This window comes from Bradyrhizobium sp. I1.14.4, assembly GCF_050435825.1.
Lineage (GTDB): Bacteria > Pseudomonadota > Alphaproteobacteria > Rhizobiales > Xanthobacteraceae > Bradyrhizobium.
In genome coordinates this window covers 105,834-124,852 of the sequence record NZ_JBNDLA010000006.1, presented here as the reverse complement: position 1 = coordinate 124,852, position 19,019 = coordinate 105,834, and the positions used below count along the sequence as shown (strand labels likewise).

Here is a 19,019-nt window from a genome sequence, read left to right as displayed (position 1 = left end):
TCACAATGTCGTCTGCTCTAATGCCCCTTGGGCGGCGCCGTTAAATCGACCGGCTTGATGATCAGTGCCAGCGGGATCATGACAAGGCCGATGATCGAGAGCATCCAGAACACGTCGATATAGGCGAGAAGATCGACCTGCTGCTGCAGGGTCTGGCCGACCCAGGCGATTGCTTGCGACGCAGCGTCTGATGCATTCGAACCCTGCGCCTGGAAGTAGCGCGTCATCGTGTCGATGGTTTGCTGATACCCGATATCGGGGGGCGCCGCATGCTCGACGAGCCGACTCTGGTGGAATTGCTGGCGTTGGGCCAGCGCGGTCTGGGCCAGCGCGACCCCCATCGATCCTCCGATGTTGCGTGCGACGTTGATCAGCGCCGACGCCTGGTTGGTTTTGTCCGGCGGCACACCGTCATAGGACGCCGTCGTAACCGGAAGGAACAGGAACGGGAGTCCTGCGGAGAGGAAGATGCGTGCGAGCGCGGCATAGCCATAGGTGATGTCGCCGGTCAGTCCCGTCAGATGCCACATCGAGAACGCGACGATGCAGCCGCCGATCGCGATCAGATATTTCGGCTGGACGAGACTGACGAGATTGCCGACCACCGGCATCAAGATCAGCGTGACGATGCCGCCGGGTGACAGCGCGAGTCCAGCAAGCAGCGCGGTATAGTTCAGCTCGGTCTGCAACAGCTGCGGCAAAAGCTGCGTCGACGAGATCAGGACGGCACCGGTGCACAGCATGACCAGGAAGCACGATCCGAACTGGCGCCGTCCCAACAGGCGGAGGTCGACAATCGGATCCTTGCGCGTCAATTCCCACGGGATCAGCGCAATCAGGCACGCTGCGGAAGCGAGCGCGAAGCCGACGATCATGTCGGACCCGAACCAGTCGTTGCGCTGTCCCTCGTCGAGCACGAATTCAAGCGAGCCGAGCCCGATCGCGACCAGCACGAAGCCGATGTAATCGACGTGCAGGCCCTCCTTCAGTAGTTCCTTGCGCTCCTCTTCGGCGCCGGACGGCTCCTTGACCAGGGTCCCGACCAGAAATAACGAGAGCAGGCCCATCGGCACGTTGATCAGGAAGATCCAGTGCCAGGTATAGGTGTCGGTGATCCAGCCGCCGAGCGTCGGCCCGATCACGGGAGCGACCACCACTGCGACGCCGTAGATCGCGAAGGCCTGGCCACGCTTGGCCGGTGGAAAGGAGTCGGCGAGGATCGCCTGCTCGCTCGTCGCCATCCCGCCGCCGCCAAGGCCCTGGATGATCCGGAACAGGACCAGGGCCTGCAGGCTCCATGCAAGCCCGCAGAGCAGCGAGGCGAACGCGAACGTGCCGACGCAGATCATGTAGAACCGCTTGCGGCCGATCACAGTCGACAGCCAGCCCGAGATCGACAGCACGATGGCGTTGGCGACGAGATAGCTGGTGATGACATAGGTGCTCTCGTCGATGCCGACGGCCAGGCCGCCCGCGATATGGCGCAAGGCCACGTTGGCGATCGTGGTGTCCAGCACCTCCATGAACGTCGCGATCGAGACGACGAAGGCAATCAGATAGGGATTATGTCCACCGGCAGCCGAACGCTCCGGCGACCAGGACGTGCCGCCGCCTGCCGCGACGTCGCTCATCGCACCCTGGTCCAGGGCACGACCGACATGCCCGGCCCAACCGGCACATCCGCCGGCCAGTTGTCGACCACGATCTTCACGGGAACGCGCTGCACGACCTTGACGAAATTGCCGGTCGCGTTCTCTGCCGGCAGCAGGCTGAACGCGGTTCCCGAGCCCGGCTGAACCGACGCCACGTGGCCCGTGAGCTTGCGCCCCGGATACGCATCGATCCTGATCTCGACCGGCTGTCCCGGACGCATGTCCGCCAGCTGCGTTTCCTTGTAGTTGGCGGTGATCCAGACCTCGTCAGGAACGAACATCATGACGCTCTGCGCCGGCGCGACGTAGGTGCCGACCGCGCCGCTCAGCTTGACGACGCGTCCGGACTGCGCCGCGACAATGCGGGTATATTGCAGGTTCAGTTTGGCCTGATCGAGCTGCGCTTGCGCCTGCTCCAGCGACGCCTTGCTGCTCTTGAGCTGAGCCTCGAGCGTCTTGACGCCGAGCTCGGCCGCGGTCACTGCCGTCCTGGTGCGGCTGGCATTGGCCTGTTGGGCGTCGAGATCCGAGCGCGTCTGCTGCTGCCGCTGCACCGTGCCTGCCCCCTTCTCGACGAGGTTTTGGGCGCGGTCCGCCTCCTCCTGCGCAAACTTCAATTGCGCCTCGGCCTGCTGCTGCTGCGCCCTGGCTTCCTTGATCTGCTCCTGCTGACTGTCGATCTGCGCCTGGACGTTGGCGATATTGGCTTCGGCGACCGCGACCTGCGCGCTGGCCTGATCGACCGCGATCTTGTAATCGCGCTCGTCGATCCTCGCGAGGAGATCACCGGCATTGACGTGCTGGTTGTCGGTGACGGGGACCTCGACGACATAGCCGCCGACCTTTGTGGCTACGGCAAAGCTGCGCGCCGCCACGAACGCGTCATCGGTCGATTCATAGTGACGGATGTTGAGCCAGTAGCTCAAGCCACCGACGAGTGCGAGCAGCAGCAGACAGGCGCCGGCAGTCGCAAGTATCCAATGCTCGTGCAACCGGTCGCGCATCGAGCGCTTGTTGTCGGTGGCTTGCTGCGACGAGGACGCGGAATCCGGCCGGGATTTTTGTTCAGGAGCGCGCTCGGGCTGCCGCGGCTGTTCCGCGGACGGCCCGCGCCGTTGAGTTTGGGCATCCACGGCAGCACCTCAAGCTACGAACGGAAGCGATCAACCCTTGTTAATTGCTCCGTACGAGGCTTGGTTCCTGCCCGAAAGATCGCCGCTACACGGCGCGGGAACTGAGCAGAGGCTTGCGCTCAGCTGTCGCCAGATCGCGGTAGGCCGTTGTCTCTCCGACAGGTGGCTTGAGAGGAACCGTGAGCCGGCAGATCAGGCCCTCGGTGCGCCAGTCGAAGTCAGCCCGTCCGCCGAGCTGGGTCTCGATGCTGGCAATGACGCTCCTGGTGCCGAAACCTTTCTGCTTCGGCTTGGTCACCGCAGGTCCGCCGGTTTCCACCCAGGCCAGGATCAGTGTGTCGTCGTGCACTTCCCAGGTAATTGCGAGCCGGCCCGACAGCACCGACAGGCTGCCATATTTGGCCGAATTGGTGACGAGCTCATGCAGCGCCAGCGCCAGCGTCTGCGCGGTGGCCGGCTGCAACTGCACCTCACCGCCGTCGATCTGGATCTGCCCCGCATCGGAATAAGGTGCGATCTCCTCGGTCACCAGCCGCCGGATTTCGGCGCCCTGCCAGCTCGACAGCGACAGCACGGTGTGGACGCGCGCCAGCGCCGTGATGCGGCCCTCGACCGCACGTACATACGCAGTCACATTCTGCGCGCGGGTCAGCCGCACGATCGATTGCGCGAGCGCGAGGGCGTTCTTGGCGCGATGATCGACTTCGCGGGTCAGCAGGTTTTGCCGCTCCTCGGCCTTCTTGCGATCGGTGATGTCGATAGTGACGCCGCTCACCCGCACCACGCTGCCGTTTCTGTCGCTGGTGGCAGCGGCCGTGCCGACGCACCAGCGCACCTCGCCGTCCGGCCGCATGATGCGGAATTCGGCTTCATAGGAGGTCTGCCCGTTGCCGAAGCCGACCCAGGCTTGACGCAGTTCTTCGACATCGTCTGGATGAAACATCGACTGGATATTGTCGGAAGTTAGCGCGAAGGATTTCGGGTCGACGCCAAAGATCTTGTATTGCCCCTCGTCCCACATCCAGTCACCGTTGACCCAATCCCAGTCCCACGAGCCCATCTTGCCCGCGGCAATCGCCATGCTGCGGCGCGCCTCGCTTTCGACCAGCCGCGTGGTCGACCGCTCGAGTTCGGCGGTGCGCGCGCGCACGCGGTCCTCGAGCTCGGCGTTGAGGCGCTCGAGTTGCCGCGTCTTGCGGTAGAGCTCGGCGAACACGCGGATCTTCGCGCGCAGCACCTCGGGCACGACCGGCACCGGAACATAGTCGACCGCGCCCATCTCGTAGCCCCGCAGCCGGTCGATATCGCTGACCTGGATTGCCGAGATGAAGATCATCGCGGTCTTCTGGAAACGCGGATGCTCGCGGATCATCGCCGCGAGCTCGAAGCCGTCGAGCTCGGGCATGCAGACGTCGACCAGGATGACCGCGACTTCGTTCTTGAGCAGGAATTCCAGCGCATCGCGGCCCGATGATACCGCGACCAGATTCTCGCCCAATTCCTTCAGGATGACTTCGTAGGCCAGCAGCTTGGCCGGCTGGTCATCGACCAGAAGGATGTTCACCTTTTCGTGGTCCATCATGTTCGATCGCCGATCAGCGGTGCAGCCACATGCGGATCGCCAGCAGCAGTTGCTCTGTGTTCACGGGTTTCGCCAGATAGTCGGACGCGCCTGCTTCCAGGCATTTCTCCCGGTCGCCCTTCATCGCTTTCGCTGTGAGCGCGATGATCGGCAGCCGCGCGAAGGCGGGATTTTGCCGGATCGCGCCGATGGTTTGGTAACCGTCCATCTGCGGCATCATGATGTCCATCAGCACGATCGCGATCTTCGGATTGGATTCGACCAGCGAGATCGCCTCGTGACCGGTTGTCGCAGTCAACACCTTCATACCTCGCCGCTCCAACACGCTCGACAGCGCGAAGATGTTGCGGGCGTCGTCGTCGACCAGGAGCGCGGTCTTGCCAATAAGATCCTCATCGGAACTATTGAGCTTCTCCAGCATCCTCTGTTTTTCGACCGGCAATTCCGTGATCACACGGTGCAGGAACAGTGACGTTTCGTCGAGCAGGCGTTCTGGCGACTCCACACCTTTGACGACAATGCTGCGCGCCATCGTGTGCAGTTCCGCGTCTTCCTCAGCGGAAAGTTCCCGGCCCGTAAACACGACAACGGGAATATTGGAGAGCGTCTCGTCCTTGCGGATATGATCCAGCACCTCAAAGCCACTCATGTCGGGCAAACGCAGATCGAGCACGACGCAGTCGCATGGATTTTCTCGCAGCGTCGACAGCGCCCCTGCCCCGGTACCGCTGGTCACGATCTCGATATCCCCATGCCCGAGCAATTCGGTGATGCTGAGCTGCTCCGCCGCATTGTCCTCGACGATCAAGAGACGCTTGCGACGCGGCCTCGCATATTCCTTGATCTGCGACAGCGCCGCGCTCACGCCCTCGGTCGTGGTCGGCTTGTTGACGAAGGAGAAGGCGCCGCGTGCGAGTGCATGTTGCCGATCCTCGTCGAGCGTAATGATCTGAACCGGAATGTGACGGGTCAGCGGATTGTGCTTGAGCTGGCTCAGCACGGTCCAACCGAGCATGTCGGGCAGGAAGACGTCGAGCGAGACCGCGCTTGGCTGGAACTGCTTGGCGAGATCAAGCGCCTCGGCGCCGCGGCTCGCGACCAGAACCTTGAAGCCCTTGTCGCGTGCCAGATCGATCAGGACCCGCGCGTAATGCGGGTCGTCCTCGACGATCAGCAGGATGGTGTCGCCAGGCTCGAGATTGAGCCGGTCGTCCGGAAGCTGCTCGATCACACGCTCCTGCGTGCCTGATGCCTGCAGCGACGGTGCCGCCGTGTGCGGCATTGGTATCGGCTGAGCATGCGGGCGCAATGCCACCGACGGTCCGGCATATTTCAGCGGCAGATAGAGCGTGAAGGTCGAGCCCCTGCCCGGTGCGCTGCGCAGATGGATCTCGCCGCCGAGCAGGCTCGCCAGCTCACGGCTGATGGCCAGACCAAGACCGGTGCCGCCGTATTTCCGGCTGGTGCCGGCGTCGGCCTGCTGGAACGCCTCGAAGATCAGCTTCTGCTTGTCCTGGGGAATGCCGATGCCGGTGTCCGACACTTCGAACGCCACGACGGCGGGCGCTGCATTCAGGATCGGATGCTCCACGCTCCAGCCGCCGAGCGCGGCCGATACAGTCAGGCTGACGCCGCCATCCGCGGTGAACTTGAAGGCATTCGACAGCAGATTCTTGAGCACCTGCTGCAGCCGCTTGGAGTCGGTCACCATGCTGCGCGCAAGATTGGCGTCGACATCGATGCTGAAGGAAAGATGTCGGTTCTCCGCCTCGTGCCGGAACGGCCGTCCGACGGTCTCGAGCAGGCTCGAGGTGAGAATTTCCTCGGCATCGACCGTCACCGTGCCGGACTCGATCTTGGAGAGATCGAGAATATCGCTGATCAGGTTCAACAGGTCGGTGCCGGCGCCGTGAATGGTGCGGGCGAATTCGACCTGCTTGCCGGTCAAATTGCCGTCCGGATTCTCGGTGAGCTGCTGGCCCAGGATCAGGATCGAGTTCAGCGGCGTCCGCAGCTCGTGCGACATGTTGGCGAGGAATTCGGATTTGTACTTCGAGGTGAGCGATAGCTCGGTCGCCTTCTCTTCCAGCGCGCGCCGCGCCTGCTCGATTTCCTGGTTCTTGCGCTCGACGTCGACGTTGCGTTCGGCGAGCTGCTGGGCCTTCTGCTCAAGCTGATCGTTGGTCTGCTGCAATTCCTTCTGCTGGGTCTGCAACTCGCCGGCGAGTTGTTGCGACTGCTTGAGCAGCGCCTCGGTCTGCATCGTCGCCTCGATACTGTTGAGCACGATGCCGATGCTGTCAGTCAGCTGTTCGAGGAAGGTGATTTGCGATGTCGTGAACGACGAGATCGAGGACAGCTCGATCACGGCCTTGACCTGGTTCTCGAACTGCACCGGGAATACGACGAGATTCTTCGGCATGATCCGCATCAATGCCGAATTGATCGGCACCGCGTCGCCGGGAATGTCCGAGACGAGGCGTTGGTGCTTGTCGAGCGCGCATTGACCGATCAATCCCTCGCCGAACTGGACGATTTGCGGATGCGGATTGCTGCTGTCGCTGGCATAGGCTGAGAGCAGGCGCAGCTGCGCATTCTCGGGATTGTCGACCTGGTAGATCACGCCCATATGCGCGTTGATCAGCGGCGCAAGCTCGGTCAGCAACAGGCGGCCGACGGTCGCGAGGTCACGCTGGCCCTGCAGCATGTTGGTGAAGCGCGCCAGATTGGTCTTCAGCCAGTCCTGCTCGGTGTTGCGCTCCGTCGTGAGACGGAGGTTGCCGATCATCGTGTTGATGTTGTCCTTGAGCTCCGCGACCTCGCCGCGCACGTCGACCTGGATCGAGCGCGTCAGGTCGCCCTTGGTCACCGCGGTTGCCACTTCCGCGATCGCGCGTACCTGGGAGGTCAGGTTGGCCGCCAGCAGGTTGACGTTGCCGGTCAAGTCTTTCCAGGTGCCGGCGGTGCCGGGCACGTTGGCCTGACCGCCGAGCCGTCCCTCGACGCCGACTTCACGCGCCACGCTGGTGACCTGTTCGGCGAAGGTCGCAAGTGTCTCCGTCATGTTGTTGATGGTGTCGGCGAGCGCGGCCACCTCGCCCTTCGACTTCACCGTCAGGTTCTGCTTCAGATCGCCGTTGGCGACCGCGGTCACCACCTTGACGATGCCGCGCACCTGCTCGGTCAGGTTTGCCGCCATGACGTTGACGGTGTCGGTAAGGTCCTTCCACGTGCCGGCCACGCCGCGCACCTCGGCCTGGCCGCCGAGCTTTCCCTCGGTGCCGACTTCGCGCGCGACGCGCGTCACCTCGCCGGCGAAGGCGTTGAGCTGGTCTACCATCGTGTTGATGGTGTTCTTCAGCTCGAGGATTTCTCCCTTCACGTCGACCGTGATCTTGCGCGACAGGTCGCCGCGCGCCACGGCGGTGGTGACTTCGGCGATGTTGCGAACCTGCGTGGTCAGGTTCGCGGCCAGCAGGTTGACGTTGTCGGTGAGGTCCTTCCAGGTGCCACCGACGCCGGGCACCACGGCCTGGCCGCCCAGCCGCCCTTCGGTGCCGACTTCGCGTGCCACGCGCGTCACTTCGGCGGCGAACGAGCGGAGCTGCTCGACCATCGTGTTCAGGGTGTCCTTGAGCAGCAGAATCTCGCCGCGGACGTCCACCGTGATCTTCTTCGAGAGGTCGCCGCCGGCGATCGCGCTCGCGACCTCGGCGATGTTGCGGACCTGCGCGGTCAGGTTCGACGCCATGAAGTTGACGTTGTCGGTGAGGTCTTTCCAGGTGCCGGCGACGCCGGGCACTTCGGCCTGGCCGCCGAGCTTGCCTTCGGTGCCGACCTCGCGCGCCACGCGCGTCACCTCGCCCGCGAAAGCGTTGAGCTGGTCGACCATCGTGTTGATGGTATTCTTCAGCTCGAGAATTTCGCCCTTCACGTCGACGGTGATCTTGCGCGACAGATCACCACGAGCCACCGCAGTGGTCACTTCCGCAATGTTGCGGACCTGGGCGGTCAAGTTGCCGGCCATCGAGTTGACGTTGTCGGTCAGGTCCTTCCAGGTGCCGGCGACGCCCGGCACGTTGGCCTGGCCGCCGAGGCTGCCGTCGGTGCCGACCTCGCGCGCCACGCGCGTCACCTCGCCCGCGAAGCGGTTGAGCTGGTCGACCATCGTGTTCAGCGTTTCCTTCAGCTGAAGGATCTCGCCACGGACGTCGACCGTGATCTTGCGCGACAGGTCGCCGCCGGCGATCGCAGTCGCCACTTCGGCGATGTTACGGACCTGCGCCGTGAGATTGCCGGCCATCGAATTGACGCTGTCGGTCAGATCCTTCCAGGTGCCGGCGACGCCGGGCACTTCGGCCTGGCCGCCGAGCTTGCCGTCGGTGCCGACCTCGCGCGCCACGCGCGTCACTTCGCCGGCGAAGGCGTTGAGCTGGTCCACCATCGTGTTCAGCGTTTCCTTCAGCTGAAGGATTTCGCCCGACACATTCACCGTGATCTTCTTCGACAGGTCGCCCTTCGCCACCGCGGTCGCGACCTCGGCAATGTTGCGGACCTGCGCGGTCAGGTTCGAGGCCATCGAGTTGACGCTGTCTGTCAGATCCTTCCAGGTGCCCGCCACGCCGCGCACCTCGGCCTGGCCTCCGAGCTTGCCTTCGGTACCGACCTCGCGCGCCACGCGCGTCACCTCGCCGGCGAAGGCGTTGAGCTGGTCCACCATGGTGTTGATGGTGTCCTTCAGCTCGAGGATCTCGCCGCGCACGTCCACCGTGATCTTCTTCGACAGGTCGCCATTGGCGACCGCGGTGGTGACGCCGGCGATATTGCGGACCTGGGCGGTCAGGTTCGACGCCATGAAGTTGACGTTATCGGTCAAATCCTTCCAGGTGCCGGCGACGCCGAGCACGTTGGCCTGGCCGCCGAGCTTGCCTTCGGTGCCGACCTCGCGCGCCACGCGCGTAACTTCGGAGGCGAAGGCGTTGAGCTGGTCGACCATGGTGTTGAGCGTTTCCTTCAGCTGAAGGATCTCGCCCGATACGTTCACCGTGATCTTCTTCGACAGGTCGCCGCCCGCGATCGCGGTCGCGACGTCGGCGATGTTGCGGACCTGGGCGGTCAGGTTCGACGCCATGAAGTTGACGTTGTCGGTCAGGTCCTTCCAGGTACCGGCCACGCCGGGCACCTGGGCCTGGCCGCCGAGCTTGCCTTCGGTGCCGACCTCGCGCGCCACGCGCGTCACTTCCGACGCAAACGAATTGAGCTGGTCCACCATCGTGTTGATGGTGTCTTTCAGCTCGAGGATCTCGCCGCTGACATCGACCGTGATCTTGCGCGACAGGTCGCCGCGCGCCACGGCCGTGGTCACGTTGGCGATGTTGCGGACCTGGGCGGTCAGGTTGCCGCACATCGCGTTCACCGAGTCGGTCAGGTCCTTCCAGGTCCCGGCGACGCCGGGCACGATCGCCTGACCGCCGAGCTTGCCGTCGGTACCGACCTCGCGCGCCACGCGCGTCACTTCCGATGCGAATGAACGCAGCTGATCGACCATCGTGTTGATGGCCTCCTTCAGCTGCAGGATCTCGCCGCGGACGTCGACCGTGATCTTCTTGGACAAGTCGCCGTTGGCGACCGCGATCGTCACCTCGGCGATGTTGCGGACCTGGCCGGTCAGGTTGTTGGCCATCGAGTTGACGCTCTCGGTCAGGTCCTTCCAGACGCCGGTCACTTCCGGCACCTGGGCCTGGCCGCCGAGCTTGCCCTCGGTGCCGACTTCGCGCGCCACGCGCGTGACCTCGGAGGTGAACACCGAGAGCTGCTTGATCATCGTGTTGACGATGTTTGCCGACTGCAGGAATTCGCCGCGCAGCGGCCTGCCCTCGACGTCGAGCTGCACCGTCTGCAGCAGGTCGCCCTGCGCCACCGCAGCGACCGCGCGGGTGACCTCGCGGGTCGGCCACAGCAGATCGTCGATCAGGGTGTTGACCGAGCTCTCCATGTCGGCCCAGGCGCCACTGGCGAGGCCGAAATTGACGCGCTGGCGGGTCTGCCCCTCACGGCCGACCACCTGTCCGACGCGCGCCAATTGCTGCGCCATCCGCTCGTTGGCGGCTGCGATTTCGTTGAAGGCGTCGGCAATCTTTCCGTCGATACCAAGATAGTCGCCGCGCATCCGAACCGAGAAGTCGCCGGCGCGCATTGCCTGCAGGGACTGCAGCAGATCGTGCGAGGAATCGAGGCTTCCGTTCGATGATTGGGCGCGGCGTGTATCAGCACGGGGACGAGGCGGCGAACCGAGATCGGTCATGTAAATTCCCCTACACGCTGGCCATGAATCCGAAGACTCGGAAAAGCCAGTGCGACCATAAGAATGACTGCCCTTGATCTATTCAAGCGGGAAAACGCCAGAAGCGCGATTTGTGACGCAAACCGAGTACCTTAATCGCGAATGGAACCAAAGGTTCCCACAACCTTCGGAACTTTCTTGCGAAGCAGCGTAGGTCGTTCGTCTTGGTTGGTCCTCATACGATCGTCTGGAACGTTTGGGCTCCCCCAAACGTTTCGGGCGCTGCAGGGTTTGTGATGGTTAAGAAATCAAATCAGCTCAAACGAGGTATTTTCGAGAGCGAGCGCAATTTTCGGCTGTTGGCCGGAAGTGCGATTGACTACGCCATCTGCATGCTCGCCCCCGATGGACGGGTGATCAACTGGAACAAGGGCGCCGAACGCATCACCGGCTATCCGGCCAAGGCGATCCTCGGCAAGCACTTCTCGATCTTGTATCCCGCGGAGGATCGTGCATCGGGCTTTCCCGCGAAAGCGTTACAGATCGCGCGGAGGGAAAGGCCTGCCATGGCGGAGGGCTGGTGTGTCCGCAAGGACGGATCGCAATTCTACGCTTCGATCGTCATCGATCCGATCTACGAGAAGCGCAAGCTCGTGGGCTACGCGCTGGCCACTCGCGACATCACCGAGCGCCGGCAGGAGCGCGCCGACCTCGAGCCAAGAGAAAGCCAGTTCCGCCTGCTGGTCAGTAGCGTCACCGATTATGCGCTGTATATGCTGACGCCGGCCGGCATCGTCGCCAACTGGAATGCCGGCGGCGAGCGCATCAAGGGCTATTCGCCCGCCGAAATCATTGGCCAGAGCTTCTCGCGGTTCTATACGCCCGCCGACCAGGCCGCGGGCAAGCCGGCCCGCGCGCTCAAGATCGCAGAAGAGACTGGGCATTACGAGGAGGAAGGCTGGCGGGTCCGCAAGGATGGCTCGTTCTTCTGGGCCAGCGTCGTGATCGATCCGATCCGCGAAGCCGATGGCAGCCTGGTCGGCTTTGCCAAGATCACGCGGGACATTTCCGAACGGCGCGAGGCGCAACAGAAGCTTGAACAGGTGCAGCGCCAGCTTGCGGAATCCCAGAAGATGGATGCGCTGGGCCAGTTGACCGGCGGCGTCGCGCATGACTTCAACAACCTGCTGATGATCATTTCGGGCAATCTGGACCGGATCAAACGCGAGGTGACGAGTGAGCGCGGCCAGCGTGCGCTCGGCGCGATCGAAACCGCGTCTCAGCGCGCCGCATCGCTGACCAGCCAGCTCCTTACCTTCGCGCGGCGTCAGAGCGTCAATCCGCAGACCGTCAACGTCGCTGACCGGATCACCGCGGTGCGCGAGGTCCTGGCCTGCGCGCTCGGCGGCATGATCAAGCTCAGCACGGAGGTCCAGCCGGACGTCTGGCCGATTTTCGTCGACCCGACCGAGTTTGAGACTGCGCTGATCAACCTCGCGGTCAATGCGCGGGATGCGATGACGGACGGCGGCACGCTGACCATCGCGGTGCGCAACGTTCCCGCCAAAGCCGAGGTGGCCGTGAGCGTGACCGATACCGGTGAAGGCATTCCCAACGACGTGCTGAGCAAGGTGTTCGATCCGTTCTTCACCACCAAGCCGGTCGGCAAAGGGACCGGCCTCGGGCTGTCCCAGGTCCACGGTTTCGCGCACCAGGCTGATGGCCGGGTCGAGATCGCAAGCGCACTTGGCAAGGGCACGACGGTCAGCATCTATCTGCCGCGCGGGACCGCGGCCGCAAAACGCACCGCCGCGGGCCCCAGCGCGCGTGGCTCCGCCACCGTTCTGCTGATCGAGGACAATCCCGCCGTGGCCGATGCGAGCACGGGCCTGCTCGAACAGCTCGGCTACGCCGTGCGCTGGGCGTCGAACGCTGAGGCTGCCTTATCGGAAATCGACGCCAACGGGGTCGATGTGGTGTTCAGTGACATCGTCATGCCCGGCCGGATGGACGGGCTGAAGCTGGCACGCGCGATCCGGGACAGGAATCCCGCGCTGCCGATCCTGCTGACGACAGGCTACAGCGAGAGTGCGCGTGACGTAATGTCGGACTTTCCGGTGCTGCGCAAACCGTATCACATTCACGAGCTCGGCCGTGAGCTCTCCAAGCTGACGGGGCAAAGCTTCGGCGGCGCGACGAGCAGCCCGTCAGCAGACGTTTCTCGCGAGGTCGATTCCGCGGCGGGTGACGTTGCGTCCCGACCAAAAGCAAGAGCCGGCTCCTAGTTCAAACCGAACGGCTAGCGTTCCGCGGGCCAGCTTCGCCGGACCAGTTGTACCCGCTCGATGCGGTTGCATTGTTCGCAGCGGTATTGAAGAATATCCCTGCCCTCGCTGCCCGGATGGCTGCTCTCGAGCCGCATCGTCCTGTTGCAGCTGATGCAGGAGATCAGCGTCAGCAGCGGACTGCGATCGTCATTCATCGATGCCCGCGGTGGCGCGGTCGGATCGGCGATCATGGCGCTGGGCGATGCTATGGTGTTGGCTCTCACCACAAGAAAATGCAGATCCTGCGGCTCGGGTTCCCGCCCTGAAACCTGATTTGGCCGGAAACGGCGTCAGCTCCCGTTCGATCGATTGGCCGGCTTACACCCTGGCATTACCTTGGCTGGCACCGGCCTCGCCTTGTCCAACCCGACCTTAGGACCGTCGCGCTCCTCGTAGCTTCGGCTCAGCCGCTCCCGAACCGTCGGGAGGGGGTCGCCGCCGCCGGCAGCCTTCCAGCGACCGATCAGCTTGGCTACCTCAGCGCGCATCGCCATCAGCCGGTATGACGCTTCGCTGCAATCGAGGTCGCGATTGACCTGATCCCGAATTGACGCCTCGACGAGGGTCATCTCGGCCCGCAAAGTACTGATCTTTCGACGAATTTCATTGATTTTGTTGTCCATGGCTTGTTAGAACAAAAATAGAACATATTGTCAAGTCACGATCCAGGAAGCGAGGCGAGCGATGAGCATGGCAGCGGTGAGATTTGGCGGTGTCGCGGAGCACTTTAGCGGGCTGATGACCCGTGCCCAGGCGCTCCGGTTGAGGAGCCTCGCCGAGGAGGCCTATCAGCCCAACCAGTACGCGCGTGACCTGACGTCCGAGGAGGCGCAACGACGCATTGATGCCCTGAAGGCCGAGATCGCGCTGGCGGACACTTTCTGAACCGCCGACCCCAACCGGCCGGACACCCTCTTAAGGCTTTGATATAGCGGCGCAGCTAGTTCTGTTCCTGTTGTTGCCGCTTTGCCTTGGGGGAGCCTGACGTGCTGGAGTTGGAGAAGCGATCGCCGCTTGCGTTCCCGATTGCGCTGAAGGACGGGCGAACGCTCGCAACCGTTGGCGATGCGGCGGACTATCTGTCCGCGCTGAATATGGATCAGCGCGAGCGCGGTTACTGGAAGACGGCGATCATGATGTTCAACAACGCCATGCGCGAGCCGGGCTATCTGAAGATCGCAACGATGAACCTGCGCTCTGCCCTTGTGTATGACCGCCTGGTCGACGACGTCGGCCACTGATTGTTGCGTGGCAGCTACAGCCGAATCGGCGGTTGTTGCGTAAGGCCCTGTTCGTTATGGCCGCAAACAAGGTAACGGCGGTACACGCGTCGGCCAGATGCGCAACGCGCTTCGGCTGCTATCTCGGGCCGCCTCGGAGGGCCAAGGCGGCCCATTTCTTCTTCAAAGCAATTTTGCGCGGACGAACAGCATCCGCAGCGCGTTGGTTGCTTGCACCGTCAGCATGGCGTTACCGGCCGCACGCTCCAGCGCCACCACGGCATCGTCGTGCAGTGAGCGGAACTCCATCCATTCGACGGCGCTGAGATTGCTGATGAAGCGGTAGGCCTGGCCGACGGTCGCGAGCGTCACCGTCTCGCCGTTCAGCCGCACCTTGAACGTCGCCTTCAGCGGCGTGTCGGATTTGGATACGTCACCCATGGCGCGGTTGTGCTCCGCGACGCGTTAATGTCAATCTAATTTCTCTGCTCCGACGCAAGTGCGCGGCCCTACTGAATCGCAATGTCTGTTAGCGTTTCGTGGGGGTGATTCGTGCCTGATCTTGCCAACACAGCCTATCTCGATGCGCTCAATTCCGAGCAGCGCCGCGCGGTCGAGCACGGGGTCGGCAAGGATTGCATCGTCGGCGCCCCGCTGCTGGTGATCGCGGGCGCGGGCTCCGGCAAGACCAACACGCTCGCCCATCGCGTCGCGCATCTGATTGTCGCAGGCGCCGATCCACGCCGCATCCTGTTGATGACCTTTTCGCGGCGCGCCGCCGCCGAAATGGCCGGCCGCGTCGAGCGCATCGCACGACGCGTGCTCGGTGAGCGCGCCTCGGTCGTGACCGACGCGCTGAACTGGGCCGGAACCTTCCATGGCATCGGCGCACGGTTGTTGCGCGAATTCGCCGAGCGCATCGCCATCGACCCGGCTTTCACGATCCATGATCGCGAGGACTCGGCCGATCTGATGAACCTGGTCCGTCACGATCTTGGTTTCTCCCGGACCGAAAGCCGGTTCCCGACCAAAGGCACCTGCCTTGCGATCTATTCGCGCTGCGTGAACGCGGAGATGCCGATCGAGGCGGTGCTGGGTCAATTCTTTCCGTGGTGCTCAGGCTGGGCCAGCGAACTGAAGCAGTTGTTCGCGGCCTATGTCGAAGCCAAGCAGCGCCAGAATGTGCTCGATTACGACGACCTCCTGCTCTACTGGGCCCAGATGGTGACGGACACTGCCCTGGCTGAGGAGATCGGCGGCCGCTTCGACCATGTGATGGTCGACGAATATCAGGACACCAACCGCCTGCAATCCTCCATCCTGCTCGCACTCAAGCCGGCCGGGCGCGGCCTCACCGTGGTCGGCGACGACGCGCAGTCGATCTACTCGTTCCGTGCCGCGACCGTGCGCAACATCCTCGACTTCCCGGGCCAGTTCAGCCCAGCCGCCGAGATCGTCACGCTCGACCGCAACTATCGCTCGACGCAGCCGATCCTGTCGGCCGCCAATGGCGTGATCTCGCTTGCCAACGAACGCTTCACCAAGAACCTGTGGACCGACCGGACCTCGACCCGAAAGCCGCTGCTCGTCGCAATCCGCGACGAGGCCGATCAGGCCCGCTACATCGTCGAGCAAGTGCTGGCCAACCGCGAGGAAAGCGCGCTGTTGAAGCACCAGGCGGTGCTGTTCCGCACCTCCTCGCACAGCGGACCGCTGGAAGTCGAGCTGACCCGCCGCAACATTCCCTTCGTCAAATTCGGCGGCCTCAAATTCCTCGACGCCGCGCATGTCAAGGACATGCTGGCGCTGCTGCGCTTCACCGCCAATCCGCGCGATCGGGTCGCCGGCTTTCGTATCCTGCATCTGTTGCCGGGCGTCGGGCCGGCCTCAGCGCAGCGCGTGCTCGACCGCATAGCCGAGGCCGCCGATCCAATTGCCGCGCTCGTCGCGCTGCCCGCCCCGCCCCGTTCAGGCGCCGACTGGCGGCTGTTCGTGGAAGCCATCGAGAACCTCCGCTACTCGGAATGGCCGGTCGACATCGAACGCGCGCGGCTCTGGTACGAGCCGCATCTCGACCGCATCCACGAGGACAGCGAGGTCCGCCGCGCCGACCTCATTCAGCTCGAGCAGATCGCTGCCGGCTATCCGTCACGCGAACGCTTCCTCACTGAGCTCACGCTCGATCCGCCCGATGCGACCAGCGACCAGGCCGGTGTGCCGCTGCTCGACGAGGATTATCTGATCCTGTCGACCATCCACTCCGCCAAGGGGCAGGAATGGAAATCCGTCTATGTGCTGAATGTCGTCGACGGCTGCATGCCCTCCGACCTCGGCGCCGGCACGTCGGCGGAACTCGAGGAGGAGCGCCGCCTGCTCTATGTCGCCATGACCCGCGCCAAGGACGATCTGCATCTGTTGGTGCCGCAGCGCTTTTTTGTCCACGGCCAGGCCGCCAAGGGCGATCGCCACATGTACGCCTCGCGCACCCGCTTTATCCCGGAACGGCTGCTGTCGATGTTCGAGCGGACCACATGGCCGCGCGCCGCCGCCGCGCAAGCCTCCTCCGCCAACCGTGCGCCGCCGATAGACATCGGTGCCCGGATGCGTGGCATGTGGCGCTGACACGGTTCAAGAGGATTTCGAGCGGGCGGGAACGAAGTCGCCGGCACGGCGTTGAGGCGACGTTCGTAATCGGCAAACGACCATCCCCGACGGCTTCGGCGCGCAGTTGCACGCTGGAGCCGTCTTTTTTGTGCCGCGTCAATTCAGGCAGAAAGCAGTGTAACCGGCTGCTCGAAGCCCTTTAGGGTATAACCGGAACCGGCCACCGTGATCATGTCGCGGGTTCGATCACGTACCGGGATCGGCATGTGCAGGTTCTGCCGCGCTCAGGCGGTCGTCACGAAACTCAATCCAACCCGCGTCTTCTTGCTCCAGACCACCTGGCACTCATAGACAACCGAGGCGTCGCGGGCCATCACCAGGCGGAAGCGATGCGGGACGAAGGCCGGATTCTCGACCTCGATGGCTGCCCCCTCCGGCGATATGTTCACGATCGTGCAATGCATGACCGAACCGGCCGACGAGACATAGCCGGGTTCATTGACCTCGGTTCGCGGATGCCTGCGCTTTTCGTCCATCCGGCCTGCCCCCTGGGCGCTTCTTCGCGCAAACGTGGGCGATCGGCATTGCAGGAGTCAACGGCTCCCGCTGCTCACATCGGGCTTTCGCACCATGATTTGTGCGCGGCAGTAAGCCGAATTGCTTATCACGTCCGTGCAGATGAGCCCCGCGTCGGTGCGGGCTTGCCGTTCGCGATGACGCGAGGATAGCCTCACTCTGTGGGCGATGCGCTGGCGCGACGCACGTTCCGAACAAAAATGAACAGGCGCCATGGGGAGACGCGCCATGTTCGAGATTCTCGATCGCCGGACGACTCTGACCGGCAACCAGATCAAGATCCTTGCGGCGGCCATCATCGGCGATGCGCTGGAATTCTTCGACTACTTCCTGATCGGCTTTGTGCTCGCGTTCCTGATCGGGCCTTGGAAACTCACCTTTGGCCAGTCGGCCACCGTGCTGATGAGTTCCGGCATCGGCGCCATCCTCGGCGCCTATCTCTGGGGCTGGCTCGCGGACCGGGTTGGGCGCCGCATCGTCTTCATCGGCACGGTTCTGAACTTCTCGATCGCGACCGGCCTGCTCTATTTCACGCCCGACAACGGCTGGGTTTATCTGGCAATCCTGCGCTTCTTCGTCGGTACCGGCGTCGGCGGACTTTATTGCGTCGACCTGCCGCTGGTGCAGGAGTTCATGCCCTCGCACAAGCGCGGCTGGGTCGGCGGCCTCGTCACCTGCGTGATCCCGCTCGGCGTCGGCCTCGGCGCGGTGCTGGGAGCGATCATGGGCACCGATCAGTGGCGGCTGCTGTTTGCGATCGGCGTGCTGCCATCGGTCCTGGTGCTGCTGGTCAGGCTCTGGGTTCCGGAGTCGCCGCGATGGCTGTGCCGGCAGGGACGCTATGACGAAGCCCGCAAGTCGCTCGCCTGGGCCCTGCAGGTTCAGCCGTCGGAACTGCCATTGCCGAGCGCGGCCGACGCCGGTCCGGTCGTCAAGGCCAGCTGGTTCGACCTGTTCAAATATCCGCGCAGCCTGATCGTCTCCTGGCTCGGCAATGCCGGCGCGCAGACCGGCGTCTATGGCATCACGCTCTGGGCGCCCGCGCTGTTCGTGCTGCTTCTGAAGGTTACACCTCAGGAGGCCGCCAAGATGATGATCCTGCTCAGCATCACCGGCTTCCTCGGCCGCATCTCGTTTTCCTACTTCTCGGAACTGCTGGGACGGCGCGTGGCGGGTGGCCTGCTCGGCTTCGGCGCTGGCGCGCTCACAATTATCGCAGGCTATCACTACGACACGACGCTGTTCGGCATGTCGGCGTTCTGGCTGCTGCTGGCCGCCGCCTTCTTCTTCGCCGACGGCGGCTTTGCGATCGTCGGTCCCTATGCTGCGGAGGTCTGGCCGTCGCATCTGCGCACCACGGGTATGGGATCGGCCTACGGCTTCGGCGGCATCGGCAAGATCATCGGGCCGGTCGGCCTTGCCCTGATCGTCGGCTCGAACAACTATCTCAAGCCGGATGTGCCACTCACCCAGATCCCGACCGCCTTCGTCTATCTCGGTTGCTGGTTCCTGATGGCGGGCGCCGTCTATTTGTTCTTCGGGCTTGAGACCCGGGGTAAGTCGATCGAGCAGATCGACAAGGAGCTCAACGCGACGGTTGACGTCGCGGCCTCTGCAACGATCCGGCGCGCTTGAGGAGGCG

Annotated in this window: 13 protein-coding genes; 5 read left to right on the top strand and 8 right to left on the bottom strand. The window is 63.7% G+C overall.

Annotated elements, in window-relative coordinates:
- Positions 1-17: 17 nt before the first annotated feature.
- The 4 genes from ABIB78_RS14850 to ABIB78_RS14835 all read right to left on the bottom strand — a co-directional run bounded on the left by ABIB78_RS14850 (position 18) and on the right by ABIB78_RS14835 (position 10,671).
- On the bottom strand, positions 18-1,631 hold the full coding sequence (locus tag ABIB78_RS14850) for a DHA2 family efflux MFS transporter permease subunit (RefSeq protein ID WP_429025598.1): 1,614 nt from the start codon (positions 1,629-1,631) through the stop codon (positions 18-20).
- A complete protein-coding gene (locus ABIB78_RS14845) occupies positions 1,628-2,785 on the bottom strand; it encodes an HlyD family secretion protein (RefSeq protein WP_429025596.1) in 1,158 nt (385 codons plus the stop codon). The genes ABIB78_RS14850 and ABIB78_RS14845 overlap by 4 nt, the downstream gene beginning before the upstream one ends.
- An 85-nt stretch (positions 2,786-2,870) precedes the next feature.
- Entirely contained in the window at positions 2,871-4,364 is a 1,494-nt protein-coding gene (locus ABIB78_RS14840) for a sensor histidine kinase (RefSeq protein ID WP_429026148.1), read from the bottom strand.
- Between the two features lie 16 nt (positions 4,365-4,380).
- Entirely contained in the window at positions 4,381-10,671 is a 6,291-nt protein-coding gene (locus tag ABIB78_RS14835; RefSeq protein ID WP_429025593.1) for a HAMP domain-containing protein, read from the bottom strand.
- Positions 10,672-10,946: 275 nt separating this feature from the next.
- Between ABIB78_RS14835 and ABIB78_RS14830 the strand changes: the two genes are divergently transcribed.
- Positions 10,947-12,935 (top strand): PAS domain S-box protein, encoded by a 1,989-nt coding sequence (locus tag ABIB78_RS14830; RefSeq protein ID WP_429025592.1) that lies wholly within the window; start codon positions 10,947-10,949, stop codon positions 12,933-12,935.
- Between the two features lie 14 nt (positions 12,936-12,949).
- Here the strand turns inward: ABIB78_RS14830 and ABIB78_RS14825 are convergent, their stop codons facing one another.
- Positions 12,950-13,168, bottom strand: a complete 219-nt coding sequence (locus ABIB78_RS14825) for a hypothetical protein (protein WP_429025589.1) — start codon at positions 13,166-13,168, stop codon at positions 12,950-12,952.
- 99 nt (positions 13,169-13,267) lie between these two features.
- Complete coding sequence (locus tag ABIB78_RS14820) at positions 13,268-13,600, bottom strand: hypothetical protein (protein ID WP_429025587.1); 333 nt, start codon at positions 13,598-13,600, stop codon at positions 13,268-13,270.
- Between the two features lie 61 nt (positions 13,601-13,661).
- Here ABIB78_RS14820 and ABIB78_RS14815 point away from each other — a divergent pair, with 61 nt between their 5' ends.
- The gene (locus ABIB78_RS14815; protein ID WP_429025585.1) at positions 13,662-13,862 is read left to right on the top strand and encodes a DUF3072 domain-containing protein; all 201 of its coding nucleotides are present in this window, start codon (positions 13,662-13,664) and stop codon (positions 13,860-13,862) included.
- Positions 13,863-13,963: 101 nt separating this feature from the next.
- Entirely contained in the window at positions 13,964-14,218 is a 255-nt protein-coding gene (locus ABIB78_RS14810; RefSeq protein ID WP_429025583.1) for a hypothetical protein, read from the top strand.
- A 162-nt stretch (positions 14,219-14,380) separates the two neighbouring features.
- Here the strand turns inward: ABIB78_RS14810 and ABIB78_RS14805 are convergent, their stop codons facing one another.
- Positions 14,381-14,638, bottom strand: coding sequence for a hypothetical protein (locus tag ABIB78_RS14805; RefSeq protein WP_429025581.1), 258 nt, complete (start codon positions 14,636-14,638; stop codon positions 14,381-14,383).
- 111 nt (positions 14,639-14,749) lie between these two features.
- Between ABIB78_RS14805 and ABIB78_RS14800 the strand changes: the two genes are divergently transcribed.
- A complete protein-coding gene (locus ABIB78_RS14800) occupies positions 14,750-16,819 on the top strand; it encodes an ATP-dependent helicase (RefSeq protein ID WP_429025579.1) in 2,070 nt (689 codons plus the stop codon).
- Positions 16,820-17,085: 266 nt separating this feature from the next.
- Here the strand turns inward: ABIB78_RS14800 and ABIB78_RS14795 are convergent, their stop codons facing one another.
- Positions 17,086-17,337: a PilZ domain-containing protein gene (locus ABIB78_RS14795; RefSeq protein WP_429025577.1), complete on the bottom strand. Its 252-nt coding sequence runs from the start codon at positions 17,335-17,337 to the stop codon at positions 17,086-17,088.
- Between the two features lie 268 nt (positions 17,338-17,605).
- On the opposite strand from ABIB78_RS14795, the gene ABIB78_RS14790 reads away from it, so the two are divergent.
- The gene (locus tag ABIB78_RS14790) at positions 17,606-19,012 is read left to right on the top strand and encodes an MFS transporter (RefSeq protein WP_429025576.1); all 1,407 of its coding nucleotides are present in this window, start codon (positions 17,606-17,608) and stop codon (positions 19,010-19,012) included.
- Positions 19,013-19,019 lie beyond the last annotated feature (7 nt).